17 protein-coding genes are annotated in these 14,714 nt (G+C 68.0%); all 17 read right to left on the bottom strand.

Translation table 11 applies throughout. From position 1 onward, the window contains the following. A partial coding sequence (locus tag Q7W02_15735) for a universal stress protein (protein MDO8477615.1) occupies positions 1 to 639 on the bottom strand: 639 nt, incomplete at its 3' end. 16 nt (positions 640 to 655) lie between these two features. Then, complete coding sequence (locus Q7W02_15730) at positions 656 to 1,453, bottom strand: PCP reductase family protein (protein ID MDO8477614.1); 798 nt, start codon at positions 1,451 to 1,453, stop codon at positions 656 to 658. Continuing rightward, a complete protein-coding gene (locus tag Q7W02_15725) occupies positions 1,450 to 1,704 on the bottom strand; it encodes a hypothetical protein (GenBank protein MDO8477613.1) in 255 nt (84 codons plus the stop codon). The genes Q7W02_15730 and Q7W02_15725 overlap by 4 nt, the downstream gene beginning before the upstream one ends. Positions 1,705 to 1,730: 26 nt before the next feature. Beyond that, on the bottom strand, positions 1,731 to 4,097 hold the full coding sequence (locus tag Q7W02_15720; protein ID MDO8477612.1) for a c-type cytochrome: 2,367 nt from the start codon (positions 4,095 to 4,097) through the stop codon (positions 1,731 to 1,733). After that, positions 4,094 to 5,089 (bottom strand): c-type cytochrome, encoded by a 996-nt coding sequence (locus Q7W02_15715; GenBank protein MDO8477611.1) that lies wholly within the window; start codon positions 5,087 to 5,089, stop codon positions 4,094 to 4,096. Before Q7W02_15715 ends, Q7W02_15720 begins: the two co-directional genes overlap by 4 nt. Next, positions 5,086 to 7,062, bottom strand: coding sequence for a cytochrome ubiquinol oxidase subunit I (locus Q7W02_15710; protein MDO8477610.1), 1,977 nt, complete (start codon positions 7,060 to 7,062; stop codon positions 5,086 to 5,088). Before Q7W02_15710 ends, Q7W02_15715 begins: the two co-directional genes overlap by 4 nt. 49 nt (positions 7,063 to 7,111) lie before the next feature. Then, positions 7,112 to 8,383, bottom strand: a complete 1,272-nt coding sequence (locus Q7W02_15705) for a U32 family peptidase (GenBank protein MDO8477609.1) — start codon at positions 8,381 to 8,383, stop codon at positions 7,112 to 7,114. A gap of 26 nt (positions 8,384 to 8,409) precedes the next feature. Beyond that, positions 8,410 to 8,802, bottom strand: coding sequence for a PCP reductase family protein (locus Q7W02_15700; protein MDO8477608.1), 393 nt, complete (start codon positions 8,800 to 8,802; stop codon positions 8,410 to 8,412). A 29-nt stretch (positions 8,803 to 8,831) separates the two neighbouring features. Further along, positions 8,832 to 9,728 carry a P-loop NTPase gene (locus Q7W02_15695; GenBank protein ID MDO8477607.1) on the bottom strand — a complete coding sequence of 299 codons (897 nt, stop codon included), beginning with the start codon at positions 9,726 to 9,728 and terminating at the stop codon, positions 8,832 to 8,834. 25 nt (positions 9,729 to 9,753) lie between these two features. Next, the gene (locus Q7W02_15690) at positions 9,754 to 9,993 is read right to left on the bottom strand and encodes an iron transporter (GenBank protein ID MDO8477606.1); all 240 of its coding nucleotides are present in this window, start codon (positions 9,991 to 9,993) and stop codon (positions 9,754 to 9,756) included. 25 nt (positions 9,994 to 10,018) lie between these two features. After that, on the bottom strand, positions 10,019 to 10,315 hold the full coding sequence (locus Q7W02_15685; GenBank protein ID MDO8477605.1) for a hypothetical protein: 297 nt from the start codon (positions 10,313 to 10,315) through the stop codon (positions 10,019 to 10,021). A gap of 66 nt (positions 10,316 to 10,381) precedes the next feature. Then, on the bottom strand, positions 10,382 to 11,110 hold the full coding sequence (locus tag Q7W02_15680) for a hypothetical protein (GenBank protein ID MDO8477604.1): 729 nt from the start codon (positions 11,108 to 11,110) through the stop codon (positions 10,382 to 10,384). Positions 11,111 to 11,131: 21 nt separating this feature from the next. Further along, on the bottom strand, positions 11,132 to 11,500 hold the full coding sequence (locus Q7W02_15675) for a cupredoxin domain-containing protein (GenBank protein MDO8477603.1): 369 nt from the start codon (positions 11,498 to 11,500) through the stop codon (positions 11,132 to 11,134). A gap of 364 nt (positions 11,501 to 11,864) precedes the next feature. Next, positions 11,865 to 11,987, bottom strand: a complete 123-nt coding sequence (locus Q7W02_15670; GenBank protein ID MDO8477602.1) for a hypothetical protein — start codon at positions 11,985 to 11,987, stop codon at positions 11,865 to 11,867. 320 nt (positions 11,988 to 12,307) lie between these two features. Further along, positions 12,308 to 13,075, bottom strand: a complete 768-nt coding sequence (locus Q7W02_15665) for a PCP reductase family protein (protein ID MDO8477601.1) — start codon at positions 13,073 to 13,075, stop codon at positions 12,308 to 12,310. After that, positions 13,068 to 13,499: a hypothetical protein gene (locus tag Q7W02_15660; GenBank protein MDO8477600.1), complete on the bottom strand. Its 432-nt coding sequence runs from the start codon at positions 13,497 to 13,499 to the stop codon at positions 13,068 to 13,070. Before Q7W02_15660 ends, Q7W02_15665 begins: the two co-directional genes overlap by 8 nt. A gap of 186 nt (positions 13,500 to 13,685) precedes the next feature. After that, positions 13,686 to 14,579, bottom strand: coding sequence for a DMT family transporter (locus Q7W02_15655; protein MDO8477599.1), 894 nt, complete (start codon positions 14,577 to 14,579; stop codon positions 13,686 to 13,688). Positions 14,580 to 14,714: the final 135 nt, after the last annotated feature.

The raw sequence follows: 14,714 nt of genomic DNA, 5'->3' as shown, positions 1-14,714 counted from the left end.
GTAGTGGAGATACGGGTCGTAGACGGCGACGGCCTCCACCGGACGGCCCAGCGCCTTGCCCAGCGCGATGCCGAGCCTGAGCCCGTGGAAGGACTGGGGGCTGCCGTCGAGCGCCGCCACGATGGCCCCGTGACGCGCCTCCGCCGGGTCGAGCGTCTTGACCACGAGGGTGTCCTTCGTGGTTCCCCTGATGAAGCGCTCGGCCACCGAGCCGAGCTGGCTGTCCTTGACCGCGCCCATGCCGAGGGCGCCCATCACCACGAGGTCGTAGTCGGAGCGCTGCGCGTCCTCCAGCAAGGCCGTGTGGTGCTTGCCGTCGAAGGTCTTGCGCTCCACCGCCAGGCCGGCGGCCTCGGCCTTGCGCGCCATGGCGTCGAGGTAAGAGTCGGAGATCAGCCGGAGCCCCATCCGGATCAGCGAGTCGTGGACCTGCCGCTGCCGCTCCAGCTCCGTCTCCTGCCGGTACCGCTCGGGCAGCGTGTACTCCATCTGCTTGAAGCGCGAGTCGTGGAGCCTTCCTGCGTAGACGTGGACGCCCGTCAGCCGCGCGCCGAAGGTCCGGCCCAAGAGGACGGCCAGGTCAATGGCCCCGTTGGCGTGCTCGGAGTTGTCCACCGGAATACAGATGTGTCGGTACATAGGGTGTGCTCCTCTCTCAGCGCAGCGGCGGCTCGCCCGACTCCCTTATTCGTTCGCCTCGCACTGCGGGCTGCGGCTCGCCCTTCCCTGCCTCGTAGGCGGCCAGGTCCACGACCGTCAGCCCCTGGGCGCGGGCGCGGGCCTCGACCTTCCGGATCACCATGCTCCTGACGGCGGGGATCGGGATCCGCCGGAGCCGCTCCTCGGCGGCCGACTCCCAGAGCATGGTCACGCCGTGGAGCGGCTCGGCCGATCGCTCCGCCTGCGGCGCGGCCGAGGGCGCGGCGCCGGCGGCGATGGACCCCATCACCTGCTCCACCGCCTCGGGCGTCACGACGGGCTCCTTCCGGCGCCGCGCTTCCTCCTCGATGGCGCTCCGGGCGATCCCCTGGACGAAGGCCGGCGCCCGCTGGACCCGCGCCAGCGCCTCCTCGGTCCACGGGAGCCCCCGCTCGGGGATCATCTGGAGATAGCGGCTGAACTTGGCCAGGATCATCTCGTTCTTCTCGACGCGAGCGTCGAGGAACGCCTTGATCTCCTCGATCACCTCGACCTTGTGCGGGAGCTTCCGCATCTTGGCCTTGGCCACCTCGAAGGCCGCCATGGACAATTCCTCGAAGCCGAACCCCTTGATGCACTTGGCCACGCGGAGCATCGACTCGTTGCGGATCTCGGTGAGGAACTCCGAGGTGATCTCGGTGCGGCCCCGCTCCCTGGCGCGGATCGGCATCAGCTTGAGAATGCCGGGGCGGACGAAGGGCGGGGCGTTGTCCACGCGGCGCCGGGCCTCCTCGGTCCACGCAATGTCAGTCATGGCCGCGCGACGATCATAGCACCGCGGTGCGGCGGCTCCAGGCGGCGCGCGCCGGCATGGCGGCCGTCGCCACCGTGATGACGAGAAAGACCGCGGCGGACGACGAAGACGGCGCCCACGGCGAGCCACCCGAGCCCCCGGCCGGCGCCGATGCCGTGGGTGGCGAGATACGCGCCGCCGAGCCAGTAGACCAGGCCGTAGCCAAGATAGCACCGGGCGGCCTGACCGAACTTCTCCTCGCTCGTCGCCATTCGGGCGCCTCCCATTCCTTCCACCCCTATGTCCGGCCAACGCGGCGGATCACCCACCACTCGACGAGCCCCACGACGCAGACGACCAGCAGAGAGGAGAGATAGGCCCACGCCGACACAGGGGCCTCCAGCAGGACGTAGGCCCAGGACGAGAGCGCCATCATGAGCCCCCGCTCGCCGTTGGCGCCGTCCCAGGCATGGATGGCGAAGGGGATGAGCCGGGCCGGCTCGAAGGTCACGTCGCGGGCGCGTTCCTTGGGGACGAGCGGGCGGGTCATCACGACCTTCCAGCGCCCGTCCTTCCACACGCCCTTGCCCGTCACGTCCTGCGCGGGGTCGGCCTGGGCCCGGACGGGCTTCTGGAAGCCTTCGGCCGATTCCTTCACCACCGCGGGCTTGCCGGCCGCATCGAGGTCGGCCTGCCAGTGCCAGAGGGACACGGGCTTGCCCGGGCTGCCGAGGAAGAAGTGGGGCCGCTCGGGCCCGACGGGGACCGCGACGGGGAACTGGAGGCGGACCGCGTCGCGGAGCTTGTTGCGGTACCCGGGCGTCAGATCGCGCAGGGGGTACGTGGCCTCCTTCAGCTCGGGCTCGGGTCCGGGCTGGTGCTCGGTGTCCTTGGAGCGGTCGTTCCATTCGACCAGGAAGGCGATGGCCGTGTCGTTGTAGTAGGCGCGCACGGTCACCGCATCCACCGAGTGGTTCTGCCAGCGCGGCTTGGCCAGCACCTGGCCGGCCAGTGGCACAGCGAGGAAGGGCGCCTTCTTCCAGCGCGCATCGTCGGGGTCGCTGGGGAGCGGGCCGGCCAGCCGGGTGGCCCGCAGCACCACCGGGTCGCCCGGCTCCTCCTCAGTCTGGAGCGACTTGACGTAGTGGGCCATCGCCCAGCGGTCCTCCTCGCTGAGCGAGTCGGCGTAGGAGGGCATGGGCGTGCCGTCGAGGCCGGTCGAGAAACGCATGAAGATGTCGCGCGCCTCCCGCCCGCCCTTGATCCGCCAGCCCTTGGTGAGGTCGGCGGCCTGGATCCGGTCGCCCGCGTCGTCCTTGAGCTTGGGGGCGGCCTCTCCGTCGCCGCGCCCCGCCTGGCCGTGGCACTCCCAGCACTTGGCCCGCTTGTAGACGTCCTTCCCCTTGGCGATGACCTCCGCGGAGGTGTTGACCTCCTTCGCAGGCTTGACGACGGTCCCCTTCTCCGTGAACACATCGCTGAACTTCTTGATGTAGCCGATCACGAGCCATCGGTCCTGCTCGGACAGCGTGGGCCAACCCGCCATGGCGGTGCCGGGCACGCCGCGGGTGACGATGCGGAAGAGGTCCTCGTCGGTGGGCGGCTCGCCCGACTGGGTCGTGCGGAACTTGAAGGACGCCGCGATGAAGTCGCGCGGGCGCGGATCGAGATAGGGCGCCACCGGCCCCTTGCCGTCGCCCTTCTCTCCGTGGCAGACGAGGCAGCGCTTGACGTAGATCGCTTTCCCCCTGGCGAGGCTCTCCGGGGTGTCCGGGGGCGGCGCCGCCTGCGCCTCGGCGCTGGCGACGAGCAGGGACGAGTGGAGCTTCTCCGGCTTTCGCGGCTCGACTCCCGCCAGCTCGTAGGCCGCCATGACCGCCTTCCACTTCTGCTCGTCAGTCAGGTCCTGCTTCCAGATGGGCATGGCCGAGTCCCACGGGCTTCCCGAGGGCGGCAGCCCGGGCCCGCCCTCGGTCACGCGCCAGAAGGCGTAGGCCTCGACAACGGTGGCGATCATGCCCGGGTCGGTGAAGTTGGCGGGCTTGAGCCGGAAGCCCCAGGCCATTGGCCCCGCGCCGTCGGCCGCGTCGCCGTGGCAGGGGCGGCAGTTGACCTGGAAAATCACGCGCCCTTCGAGGAGCGCGGCCTCGCTGTAGGCGCGCCGTCCCTCCTCGGGGCTCCCCGTGGCTTTCCTCTCGGCCATCCACTTCCTGACGGCCTCGTCGCCGGGCTCGCGGAATGGATTCTTCAGCCGCTCGTAGGCGCCGGGGATGGTGGGGTGCTGGATCCTGAGGCTGGTGGGGCTCTGCGCCTGCGGCAGGGCCCGCGCGTAGACGACCCCGCCCGCGACGAGGGGGGCCGCCAGGAGGACGGCCAGACGCCCCCTCCTGAGCGCGCCCGCCCGGCGCGCGCCGGGCTCGGGGCCCCGGAGGAAGGCGAGCAGGGGCCGCAGGAACTCGCGGATGGACTCGTCGCTGATGGTGACGTACACCGCCGAGCCGACGAGGGTGAGGACGAGGTAGATGGCGAAGACGGCGCCGGGGATGGGCAGGGGTCGGTCCCGGCCCGTCACCCACATGGCCGCGTAGGGCAGCACGTAGGCGAGACACACCCAGACCACGACCACGGCCGTGACAACGCTCCAGAAGAGGGGGACTCGTTTCATCGGAGCGTCAGCACGAAGGCCAGGAGATCGTGGAACTCCTCCACGGTCAGGATCTCCTTGAAGTTGCCCGGCATGAGGGAGGTCTTCTGCGGCGACCGCTGCTGGATCTCGGCCTTGGCGATCTTCTGGATCTCCGCCTGGTTGTCCATCACCTCGACGTGGGTCGCATCCTCCCTTTTGACGATCCCGGTGATATAGCGGTTGTCCTTGGTCACGATGAGCACCGGCTCGTACCCCGAGGCGATCTCCTTTGACGGGTCCAGGATGGACTCGATGATGAACTTCGGATCGCGCGTTCCCGCCACCTGGGTCAGCTCCGGCCCCACCGTGCCGCCCCGGTCCTTCACGGCGTGGCACTTGCCGCAGGCGGCGTTGGAGTCCGCGTCGAAGAAGAGCTTCTCCCCCTTGGCCGGATCGCCGGGGAGGTAGGGCTTCCACTCCTCCGTCGCCGGCGCCCCCCTGGCGGCGGCGAGGAGCCGCTCGGGCAGCTTGATGGCGGCGGCGTCCGGCTCGCCGCCGAGGGTCTGAAGATAGAGGATCACCGCCCGGAGCTCCTCGAGCTTGAGCGAGATCGGCGGCCGCGTCGGATCCGGCATCTCGTTCTTGAAGCCCTCGACGACATACGCCCCGGGCTCCGTCACGCTCTCGACGAGGTAGTCCGTGACCGTATAGGGCCGGCCCGTGGCCCTGGACCGCTCCTTGGCGCGCTCCACGGCCCGCGCCCCGATGGCGAGCCCCAGGGGTCCGGCCTCGCCCTGGTTCGGCCCCCGGATGGACGCGCCGCGGCTGCCCACCGCGTGACAGGTGGAGCACTTCCCCTTCCCCCAGAAGACTACCTCGCCGGTCTCGGACGTGATGTCGGCGGAGGTGAGCGCGGCGGCGGGCCGGCGCCCCCCCTCGCCGGACACCCGCGTCACCAGCTCGGCGATCCCCACGAGCGCGAGGATCACGGCGAGGGTGAAGACGACCACGCCGAGGAACGGCCGCTTCATGCCGGGCCCCGGTCCCTGCGCTCGTGCTCCCCCAGCCCCGCCAGCCAGAAGACGAAGGACACAAGCCCGAGGAAGGCAACGACGATGCTCCCGACCACTCGCATCATGTAGGCATTGGTCGGCGTCCAGGCCCACGTCGAGGTGTCCTGGAGCACGCCGTAGACGTGCCAGTCCTCGCGCAGCCCCGAGCGGATGAAGCCCATCATCCCCATGAGCATGACGATGGTCACGCAGAGGAGGACCAGCGCGTACTGGGAGCGCGCCGGCATCTTGCCCCAGCGGATGCCGCCGACGCTCTCCGCGCCGCGGAAGACGAGCACGTCGATGGTGGTGTTCCACAGGAGGCAGACCATCACCATGAGCCACTGGGCCACGGCGACGTTGCGGAGGAAGGGGTTGGCCTTCTCCATGATGACGAAGCCGTAGACGCCGAGGACGAAGACGGAGGCCAGCGTCGTGGAGGCGAAGAAGAGGGCCTGCCCGAGCTTGCCCCGGTCGCGGAGCGTGAGGAAGGCCGTGAGCAGCACCATCCCGACCTGCCCGAAGAGGAGATAGGCGGGGGGCCGGAAGTAGCCGGCCTGGGCCGGGGTGAGGTCGAGCGTCTTCGGGTCCAGCGTCAGCAGGGTCCAGGCGTACCAGGAGAGCACGGCGATCGACACCGCCGCGACCGCCCCCAGGGCGAGCGTCGCCCCCGGTCCTTGCTCGGCGAAGGGGCGGGGGCGCCCCTTGTTGCCGCGGCGGTACAGGAGGAAGGAGAAGAACGTGGACAGGATGATGAAGTTCACCGCCGCGTTCTTGGCCGACATGAGCCCGAGGTACTTGAGCAGCGGGTGGAACTGGCCGCCCAGGGCCATCTGCTCTTCGCCCGTCAGCGGGATGTTGCGCGGCGTGAGCCAGACGGCGAAGCACACCAGCAGGATCACGTTGATGTACTTGATGTAGGGCTGGTAGCGCTCGGCGCCCTCGATGCGTCCCATGCCCGCCCACAGGTAGTAGTTGCCGCCGATGAACAGGATCCCGATGAGGACGGCCTGGATAATGAAGGTCCACGAAAACGCGCCGCCCATCATGTTGTTGCCCATCACGGGGCTCGCCGAGTAGACCTCCCGGCCCAGGTAGTAGCCGGCGAAGGGCAGCGGGATCAGGGCGGCCAGCCCAACGAAGTTCCCCACGTAGCCCATCCAGTCGTAGTGGGCGCGGTCGGCCTCGCTCCGGGCGCCGAGGAACTTGACTGCCGCATACGCTCCGACGATGAAGCCCCCGAAGGCGATGTTGGCGATGAAGCGGTGGATCGCTAGCGGGATCCAGAGCGGGTTCGCCACGGCCTGCCAGGTGGTCCCGACAAAGCGGAGGCTCTCCTTGTCGATGCCGGACGGCGCCATCATGTACGCGGCCCAGGCGTTGGCGATCAACATGAGCGCCGTCCCCGAGAGGTTCAGGAGAATCCCCAGGAGCACATGGAGTCCCTTCCAGCGCCCCTGCATGCGCTCCCAGCCGTAGTAGTAGAGGTAGAGGGTGAACCCCTCGGCGAAGAAGAGGAGCGCGTAGACGTAGAAGGTCTCGTGGAAGATCGAGGTGAGGAAGGTCATGAAGCGCGGGTAGAGGCCGACCAGGGCGAAGATGAGGAGCCCGCCAAAGGCCGCCGTGGTGGAGAAGGCGGCCGACAGCAGCTTGGTGAACTCCTGGGCGAGGTCGTCGTAGCGCCGCTCCCCGGTGCGCCACCCGATGACCTCCACGATGGAGGCGAAGATCGGCACGCCGAGCACGAAGGCCCCGAACATCAGGTGCAGCTCGGCGACGACCCAGATGACGAGCCGGGAGTTTCCCCCGAGGAAACTCCGGTAGTCGCTCGGGGGACCCGCCTTGTCCTCGGCTGCTCCCGCCAGCGGTGCCGCCACGACCAGGGCGATGACCGCGAGGGCCAGTGCCGCCCACAGCCGGCGATCCCGAATCACTCGCCAGGGCGGATTCATCGGCCGCCCACCTCATCCGAGGTCATACTCTTTGAGGGCGCCCCGGACGTCACCTTTCTTTGATCTCATGAACTTGATCCCCCTTCTCGGATATCCCCCCAAATCTCCACATCGCCCCAGACCGGAGGTTCTCCAAGACCTCGTCGTACCGGCGAAGCACGTCCCGCCGGAACTCCGGGTCGACCCACACGGCCAGCTCCGCCATGCGGTGACAGTATCGGCACTCCTCGCAATCCCGTAGATGGCAGTCCACGTGGAAAAAGAACTTCACGAACCCGTCCAGGGTGCGGTTGTCGACGATCACTGGAGGGTCCCGTCGAAGAGCGTTGAGCATCCCCTGGGCCTCGGCCAGCCGGCGGATCGGGAGGAGGCGCAGCGGGTTGACCGTCCAGGGCCTCAGAAAGGTTCGGAGGCTCCAGAACAGACCCCGCCGAACGTACCCGGAAGGTTCCTGGCCGCTGCGGAAGCCCCAGCCCTGGACGAGGTCGAGAAGGTTCCCGTCATACCGGCGCTCGCTGTATGCCTTGACGCGCCGGACCATCACCTCCGTGGGAGCGTTGCGCTCGGCCAGCTTGAAGCGGTCGTAGCCCAGGGTCTCGTAGTAGCGGAGGTCCTCGGGGCGGATCCAGTCGGAGCGGATGTAGTTGACCGGGTCGGCGAGCTTCATCCGCGTGCACCGGAGGAAGCAGTAGTCGAGCAGGAACCCGCCGCTTGGATGCCCCGCCTGCGAGGCGTGGGAGAGCGCCACCATGTGGGCCCGAGAGAAGGGGCAAGCCTCTAGGCAGTTGGTGTTCACCAGGAGCAGCAGGTCGCACTTGACGCTCTTTCGGAGGCTCGCCAGGAGCGAGAAGCGCCGGTTGACGGAGAGCGACTCCAGCGTGATGCAGTCAGCCCCCATCTCCTCCCACACTTTCGCCTTTTGTACGTGGTCAACGCCTGCGAAGACGCTCACCGTAACCCGCAACTGCGGGTAACAGCGCTTGATCAGCTCAAGGAGGTAGGGCAACGAGACCGTGACGGCGTCGATCTCCAGCTCGGCCAGCCAGTCGAGGAGGTGGCGGATCTGCCGCTGGCCCTTCCGCGTCCACTCGCGGTTGTCGAGGCAGGCGGCATTGAGGAGGTAGTTGAAGCGGATCCCGTGCCGGCGGGCCTCCCGGACATGGGCAGCCAGCGCTCGCTTCGACACCGCGGAGAGCATGTAGGAAGCCCGCCCCCCGCCCAAGGCGTCGGCGGGGAGCTTGCCGAAGAGCTCCCAGACCGGATAGCCTTTGATCCCCTCGATGAGGTCGGGCCGGAAATTCGTGGCGACGCTCAGCCGCACCTGCTCGCTCCTTCCTTCACGCGCGGTCAGAACCCCATCCGGGCCCGGTACTCGTCCATGAGCTCGGGGGTCACGGTTGTCCGCCCTCGCTCCCGGGCGTAGCGCGAAATCGCCATCCGGGCCATCGGCCGGGCAAGGGGGGGCAGGCGCTGGAGGCGGGCCTCCGCCGCCTCGACCCAGACAACGCCCCCCTCCGCTTCGACCTCAAGCGCTCCCTCCCGCTGCCGCGCCAGACTCGTCCTGACCACCTCCAAGGGCTCCGGCGGGACTTCCCGGCCGCCGATCTTCACGCCCAGAGACCGAACGAGCTGAGTCTCCATGGGGTTCGTGAGCAAGGTGACCCGGTGGCCGCAGCGCGGGCAGCCGAAGGTGACGCCGACTGACCCTTCCTCGGGTCCCTCAACCGAGTCAAACCGCATGGGCTCATCGCATCCCACACAGAGGAACTTCATCGTTCAGCGCCTTCTTCCCAGAGCAGATCGTTGAGGCGGGCCGCCAGCGCCCGGAGGGCCTGGCCTGCGGGACTCTCAGCATGCTCGAGCGCATAGGGGCGTCCGCGATCAGCACACCACGCAATCCGGGGGTCGAAGGGAATCCGCCCGAGGAGCGGGAGCCCCGAGGCTTCGGCCAGGCTCTCACCGTCACCGGGAAAGAGCTCTCCGAGAGTGCCGCAAGCCACGCAGAGGTAGCCTGCCATGTTCTCCACGAGGCCCAGGAGCCTCACGCCATGAGTCCGGGCAAGCTCCACCGACCGGCCCACCACCAGGCCGGCGACTTCTGACGGGATCGTCACGACCAGAGCCCCGTCGAGGTCAAGGAGCCCCGCCAGGGTCGGGAGCCTCGGAGCCCCCGGAGGCAAGTCCAGCAGGAGGAGATCCAGGTCTCCCCACGCCGCATCGGCAAGGAACTCCCTGAGGGCGGTCGCCTCCATCGTTTCGCGCCAGACGAACGCATCCTGCTGGGTCGGAGCTTCCCAGGTGAGGGGCGCCCGGTCTTCCGACAAGAGCAGGTCTGTCGACAGCACTCTAATCCCGAGCGGCCCCTCGGCCGGGTGAACGCCCTCGGGCGAGAGTCGAAGGCGCTGGCCTCGGACTCCGAGGAGTTTCGCCATGGAGGGCCCGTTGAGGTCGGCGTCCAGCACCCCCACGCGCCGGCCGTCCGCTGCCAGGATCGCGGCCAGGTTTGCGGTCAGCACGCTCTTGCCGACGCCGCCCTTTCCGCTCGTCACCGCCACCTTCTTCCGGACCCGCGCCATCCGGGCCCGGAGCCGGCCCTGGAACTCCTCCACCTGGGCCAGGATGTTGGAGCCCCCGTCGCCGACGATGTCTCGGTACCGCTTCGGCATTACCGTCAGCCCTCCCCTGCCGCCCTTATCTGTGGTCGAAGTCAAAGCTGAGCTTTGAGGCCGCCGTCCACCGCTCCTTGGCCGTGGCGTAGCGCATGAGCTGAGGCGGCTGGATTTCGAGGTCGATTCGATACCGCCCCTTGCCGGGCAGCGCCCCGTTTTCGCCGTACTGGAACGACTGGAACGCGCTGCCGATCATCGGCAGCACGTCGAGCGCGATGACTTGGCCACCATCGAGTTTGGTGAGGGTAGCCTTGATGGTCATGTAGCGTTGCTCCACTGCCTTGCCCCTAGTACGAGTATCCCTTCTTGGCGGGGGGCTTGGATTCCGCTTTCACGCCAAGAAGTACGAGGGCCTCGTTCGCCTTCTTCACCGAGTCGGCGTGCTGGCCGGCGTTGTGCAGCCTCTGGGCTTCGGCGATTAGGTCCTTGGCTTGCTTGAACTTGGCGTCGTCGCCCTTCATCTTGGCCACCGCCTCGTTGGCCTGCTTGATCAGAACCGGGCACTGGAAGGCCAGCGCCGGGCTCGTGATTACGCCAAGAGCGATGACGCAAACGCCGGTTCCCGTTATCAGACGCTTCATCATGCGAAACCTCCCTGGGCTATAGGGCGTTCACTCCGCGCCTGTCGATCTCCATCAGGGAACTTGCGTCTACTTGGCGGGAAAGGTGAAGTTCACCTTTCTTTCTTCTCTGCCCTTCACCGTCACCTGCACCTGTTTCTTGCCCAGCTTCTCGTGCCACGCCGTGAGCGTATAGGTCCCGGGCGGGATGTCGGTGATCGTGTAGGCGCCGTCCTCGCCGGTAATCGCCACGTACGGGTGGGCCGAGACCACGATCCAGGCGTTCATCCAGTCGTGGGAGTCGCACATCAACTCCACCAGGCCGACCTTGGCGAGCGGTTTTCGGATGACTTGGTCCTTGTTCGGTTGGGCCAGATTGAACACGGTCCGGCCGGCCAGGTAAGCGTGACTGTTGTGGAGGACAGGATCCTTGTTGATCACCTCCAGCTGCGCCGCAGCTCGGACCACTTGGACGTGGGGGACGAAGAGCCCTCCCTTATTGAACAGTTGGGGACGCTGGACGTTGGACCAAGGCTTCCCCTCGCGGATTCCCTCCAAGGTGACCACCACGTTCTTGATCTTCCCGCCTCGGGAGACAAGCAACCGCTCGTCGGGAAGCTTCTCGCCGAAGACATCGGCGTTCTTCTTCACCCAGATCACGTAAGGTTCCGGCGGGGGGCCGGCGAAGATGGCCTCGCCGGTGAGGCTGCCGCCGTTGGCCGCAGCCCCTTCCCGGTAGGCCTCCTGGGCGCCGGCCCCCGGCGATCCCCCAAGCACCAGCAGGCCCGTCAGGAGGAGGACAAGGATCGGTCGCTGCACGGCTCGCCCCTCCTCCTCGCGCTAGCGCGTGCCGTCCATGACGTGGATGTACCCCACCATCGGGCCTTCCTTCTCCGCGTTGACGTGGTTGGTGCAGATGAACTTGAACGTCCCGGCCTTGTCGGCCACAAACCTGATGGTCTTCTCCTCGCCCTTATTGATGGTCGTCTCGGGGACCCCGAAGTCCTTGATCTCCAGGACGTGCTTCTCCCCTTTCAGGGCGTGGATCTTCAGGACCACGGTGTCTCCCTTGTTGACGACCAGGAACGGGGGATCGAAGCTGTAGCGCTCGATCTCCTTGACCGGCCCCCGGTTGCGATCCACCACAGGCGCCTCGCCGGGCTTGGCTTTCCAGGACCACTCTCCCGTGACGAGCAGGAACTCCTTCACTGACTGAGCCTGAGCCGGTCCGAGCCCCCATGCGAGGACCAACAGGGCCGTCAGAACTCCAAGGACGCCGACGCTCCAGAACTTACCTACCATAACGGTTCCCCCTTTCCGCCCCTCACCCAGGCTCTGGAGTTGGCCCCAGAGCATCTCCGAGGGACATTCCCTCAAGGAGCAAGCCCTGTACCAAAGGAACCGCAGAAAAGTGGAGTGGCCATCTCCTCGCGGGAAAAGATCATCTTGCAAGAGTGCGAGCGCATGGAGCCGCCGCGTGGGTCCGCAAGCGCGCAAGGTCCTGCGCGGGAGCGCAATGGATTGCACGGCGGACCTCCGGCCTCCACTGAAAGCTTCTCTCGTTGCCCGCAAATTAGCCCTTGATCGGCCAATAACCGACCGGTGGGAAGCCCTGGTCGTCGACGAGGCCGCGCCAGATTACCTTGGCGTGCCGGCCGCGGGCCAGCCCGATCTCGATCGGCTCGCGAGAGGACACACAGGCGCTCGCGCGGGCGGCCGCAGCTCCGCCGATGGGGCAGGTCAGTCACCGAGCCGGCGGCGGAGTCGGGGGACACCTCTTTGGCCGGCTTGGCCGCCGGGTGGCCCCACGGCCCCGGCGGGCCGGAGGCGCCAGCTACTTCTTCGCCATCTCGAAGGTGATCCTGGTGGACACGCCGGCTTTGACGTCCATTTCCTGCGTCATCTTGCCGAGCGTCTCGCGCCAGCCCTCCACCTTGTGCTTCCCGGGCGGCACATTTGTCGTCGAGCGTGCAGGGTCTGCGGGATGATGCGAAGCTGGCGTGGGAGGCGGCCGACTCAGCGCAGCGGAGGCCCGCCCTTTGCCGCTTCGTACGCGGCGACGTCGACCACGGTGAGTCCCTGGGCGCGGGCGTGGGCCTCGACCTTCCGGATCACCATGCTCCTGACGGCGGGGATCGGGATGCGCCGGAGGCGCTCCTCGGCGGCCGCCTCCCAGAGCATGGTCACGCCGTGAAGTGGCTCGGCCGATCGCTTCGCCCGAGGCGCGGCCGAGGGCGCGGCGCCGGCGGCGATGGACCCCATCACCCGCTCCACCGCCTCGGGGGTCACGACGGGCTCTTTCCGGCGCCGCGCCTCCTCCTTGATGGCGGTCCGGGCGATCCCTTGGACGAAGGCCGGCGCTCGCTGCACCAGCGCCAGCGCCTCCTCGGTCCACGGCAGCCCCCGCTCGGGAATCATCTGGAGGTACTGGCTGAACTTGGCCAGGATCATCTCGTTCTTCTCGACGCGGGCGTCGAGAAACGCCTTGATCTCCTCGATCCCCTCGACCTTGTGCGGGAGCTTTCGCATCTTGGCCTTGGCCACCTCGAAGGCCGCCATGGACAATTCCTCGAAGCCGAAGCCCTTGATGCACTTGGCCACCCGGAGCATCGACTCGTTGCGGATCTCGGTGAGGAACTCCGAGGTGATCTCGGTGCGACCCCGCTCCCTGGCGCGGATCGGCATCAGCTTCAGGATGCCCGGGCGGACGAAGGGCGGGGCATTGTCCACGCGGCGCCGGGCCTCCTCCGTCCAGACGATGTCGGTCAGGTCTCGCTCAGTCATGGCCGCGCGCCGATGATAGCACCGAGGTGCGGCGGCTCCAGGCGGCGCGCGCCAGCATGGCGGCCGTCGCCACCGTGACGACGAGAAACGCCGCCGCGGCGGCTCGCATGGGCAAGACGCCGCCACCGGGCAAGGGGACCGAGGGGATCGTCGGCGCCACGACCGTGCGTGCCACGAAGATCGCCCGCCAGATCACGGCCAGGCTCAGCACGCGGACGAACCAGAGGTATCCCGTCCCTCGTGGGCCGCGGGCGATGAGCCACGGGAACAGGACCACGAAGACGGCGCCCACGGCGAGCCACACGAGCCCGCGCCCGGCGCCGATGCCGTGTGCGGCGAGATACGCGCCACCGAGCCAATAGATGAGGCCGTAGGCGAGGTAGCACCAGGCTGCCTGCCGGAACTTCTCCGCTCGCGTCGCCACCGAGGCGCCTCCCTCCCGCAGTGTCCGCCAGACGCGGGGCCGCGGGTCGATTGTAGCGAATGCGCAGGGCCTGTGTCCGGGCGTCGCCCGGATAGGGATTGGAGGTCTTCTCGTGCTCGCGGTCGAACGCACGGTGGACAAGCAAGCGCTGATCGGTGGTCAGAGTCAGCGTCCCGGGAACGCGTCTCAAGGAGATGGTGCAGACCTCCGCTGCACCAGCAGGACTCCGCTGATCGCGACCACCAGACCGACCACCTGTGGCAGCGTCACCCGTTCCCCCAGGAGGAGACTCGCCAACAGGGCCGTCCCCAGCGGAGAGAGGCTGAGGAGCACGTTGAGCTCCAGGGCGGTGAGAGTCCGGAGGCTGTGGTTGTAGAGGAGATATGCGACGGCGGTATTGACGACGGCGAGCCAGGACACGGCAACCCAGCCTTCCAGCGCCGGCGGGGCCGCCCCCTCGAGCGGTAGCGCCACGGCAAGAAGCAGGCCACCGCCAAATCCCAGGGGGAGGGCGGTCAAGGGCAATGTAGGCACGTGGCCCTCGCGGGCCAGAGCCCGGCTCAGCACGACGAAGACGCCGAATGCCACGACGCTCAGGCCGATCACCGCCAGAGCCAGTGGATCCCCGGCGCCGAGACCCTGCGAGAAGAAGAGAGCACTTCCTGCCAGGGCCACCGTGAGGCCCAGGAGCTGCCGCGGGATCGGGATCTCCCGCAGCCAGACGAGGGCGAGCACCAGGCTCGGCAGGGGGAGCAGGCTGTGCAAGAAGGCCCCGGTGGTAGCCGGAACATACTGGAGCCCCCAAAAGAGCGCGCCGTTGCTCACCGGGTAGGCCAAGAGCCCCATCAGGAAGAGGCGACCCCACCGGCCCGGAGCCGGGTTGCGTCGGAACGTTCCGCTGAGCGCCATCAACGGAAGAAGTAACAGGAACGCGGCGAAGTACCGCACGCCGGCCAGGGTCAGTGGCCCCAGGTGGACCAGGCCCATCTTGATGATCACGAACGACGACGCCCAGATGGCGCTCACGAGCAACCCCTCGCCGACGGCGAGCAGCCGAGCCCATCTCGTCCTAGCTGGCACCCCTTGACTCCTCCAACGCTGAGCGCATCGCGGGGCACGGGACACGGTCGCGTCCGTCTCTCCCCGACCGTGAAGAGCGTATCCCAAGCCTGGTTGACGTCGGACATTTTGGGCTTGCATGTCGTTCATAGACTG

Source organism: Candidatus Rokuibacteriota bacterium (genome assembly GCA_030647435.1).
GTDB lineage: Bacteria > Methylomirabilota > Methylomirabilia > Rokubacteriales > CSP1-6 > AR37.
This window is presented reverse-complemented; position numbering and strand designations above follow the sequence as displayed.

Excerpts from the sequence above, each read along its gene's own strand:
- Q7W02_15730 (MDO8477614.1), bottom strand. The coding sequence starts at position 1,453 with ATGACTGACATTGCGTGGACCGAGGAGGCCCGGCGCCGCGTGGACAAC.
- Q7W02_15725 (MDO8477613.1), bottom strand. The coding sequence starts at position 1,704 with ATGGCGACGAGCGAGGAGAAGTTCGGTCAGGCCGCCCGGTGCTATCTT.
- Q7W02_15720 (MDO8477612.1), bottom strand. The coding sequence starts at position 4,097 with ATGAAACGAGTCCCCCTCTTCTGGAGCGTTGTCACGGCCGTGGTCGTG.
- Q7W02_15715 (MDO8477611.1), bottom strand. The coding sequence starts at position 5,089 with ATGAAGCGGCCGTTCCTCGGCGTGGTCGTCTTCACCCTCGCCGTGATC.
- Q7W02_15710 (MDO8477610.1), bottom strand. The coding sequence starts at position 7,062 with ATGAATCCGCCCTGGCGAGTGATTCGGGATCGCCGGCTGTGGGCGGCA.
- Q7W02_15700 (MDO8477608.1), bottom strand. The coding sequence starts at position 8,802 with ATGCGGTTTGACTCGGTTGAGGGACCCGAGGAAGGGTCAGTCGGCGTC.
- Q7W02_15695 (MDO8477607.1), bottom strand. The coding sequence starts at position 9,728 with ATGCCGAAGCGGTACCGAGACATCGTCGGCGACGGGGGCTCCAACATC.
- Q7W02_15690 (MDO8477606.1), bottom strand. The coding sequence starts at position 9,993 with ATGACCATCAAGGCTACCCTCACCAAACTCGATGGTGGCCAAGTCATC.
- Q7W02_15685 (MDO8477605.1), bottom strand. The coding sequence starts at position 10,315 with ATGATGAAGCGTCTGATAACGGGAACCGGCGTTTGCGTCATCGCTCTT.
- Q7W02_15665 (MDO8477601.1), bottom strand. The coding sequence starts at position 13,075 with ATGACTGAGCGAGACCTGACCGACATCGTCTGGACGGAGGAGGCCCGG.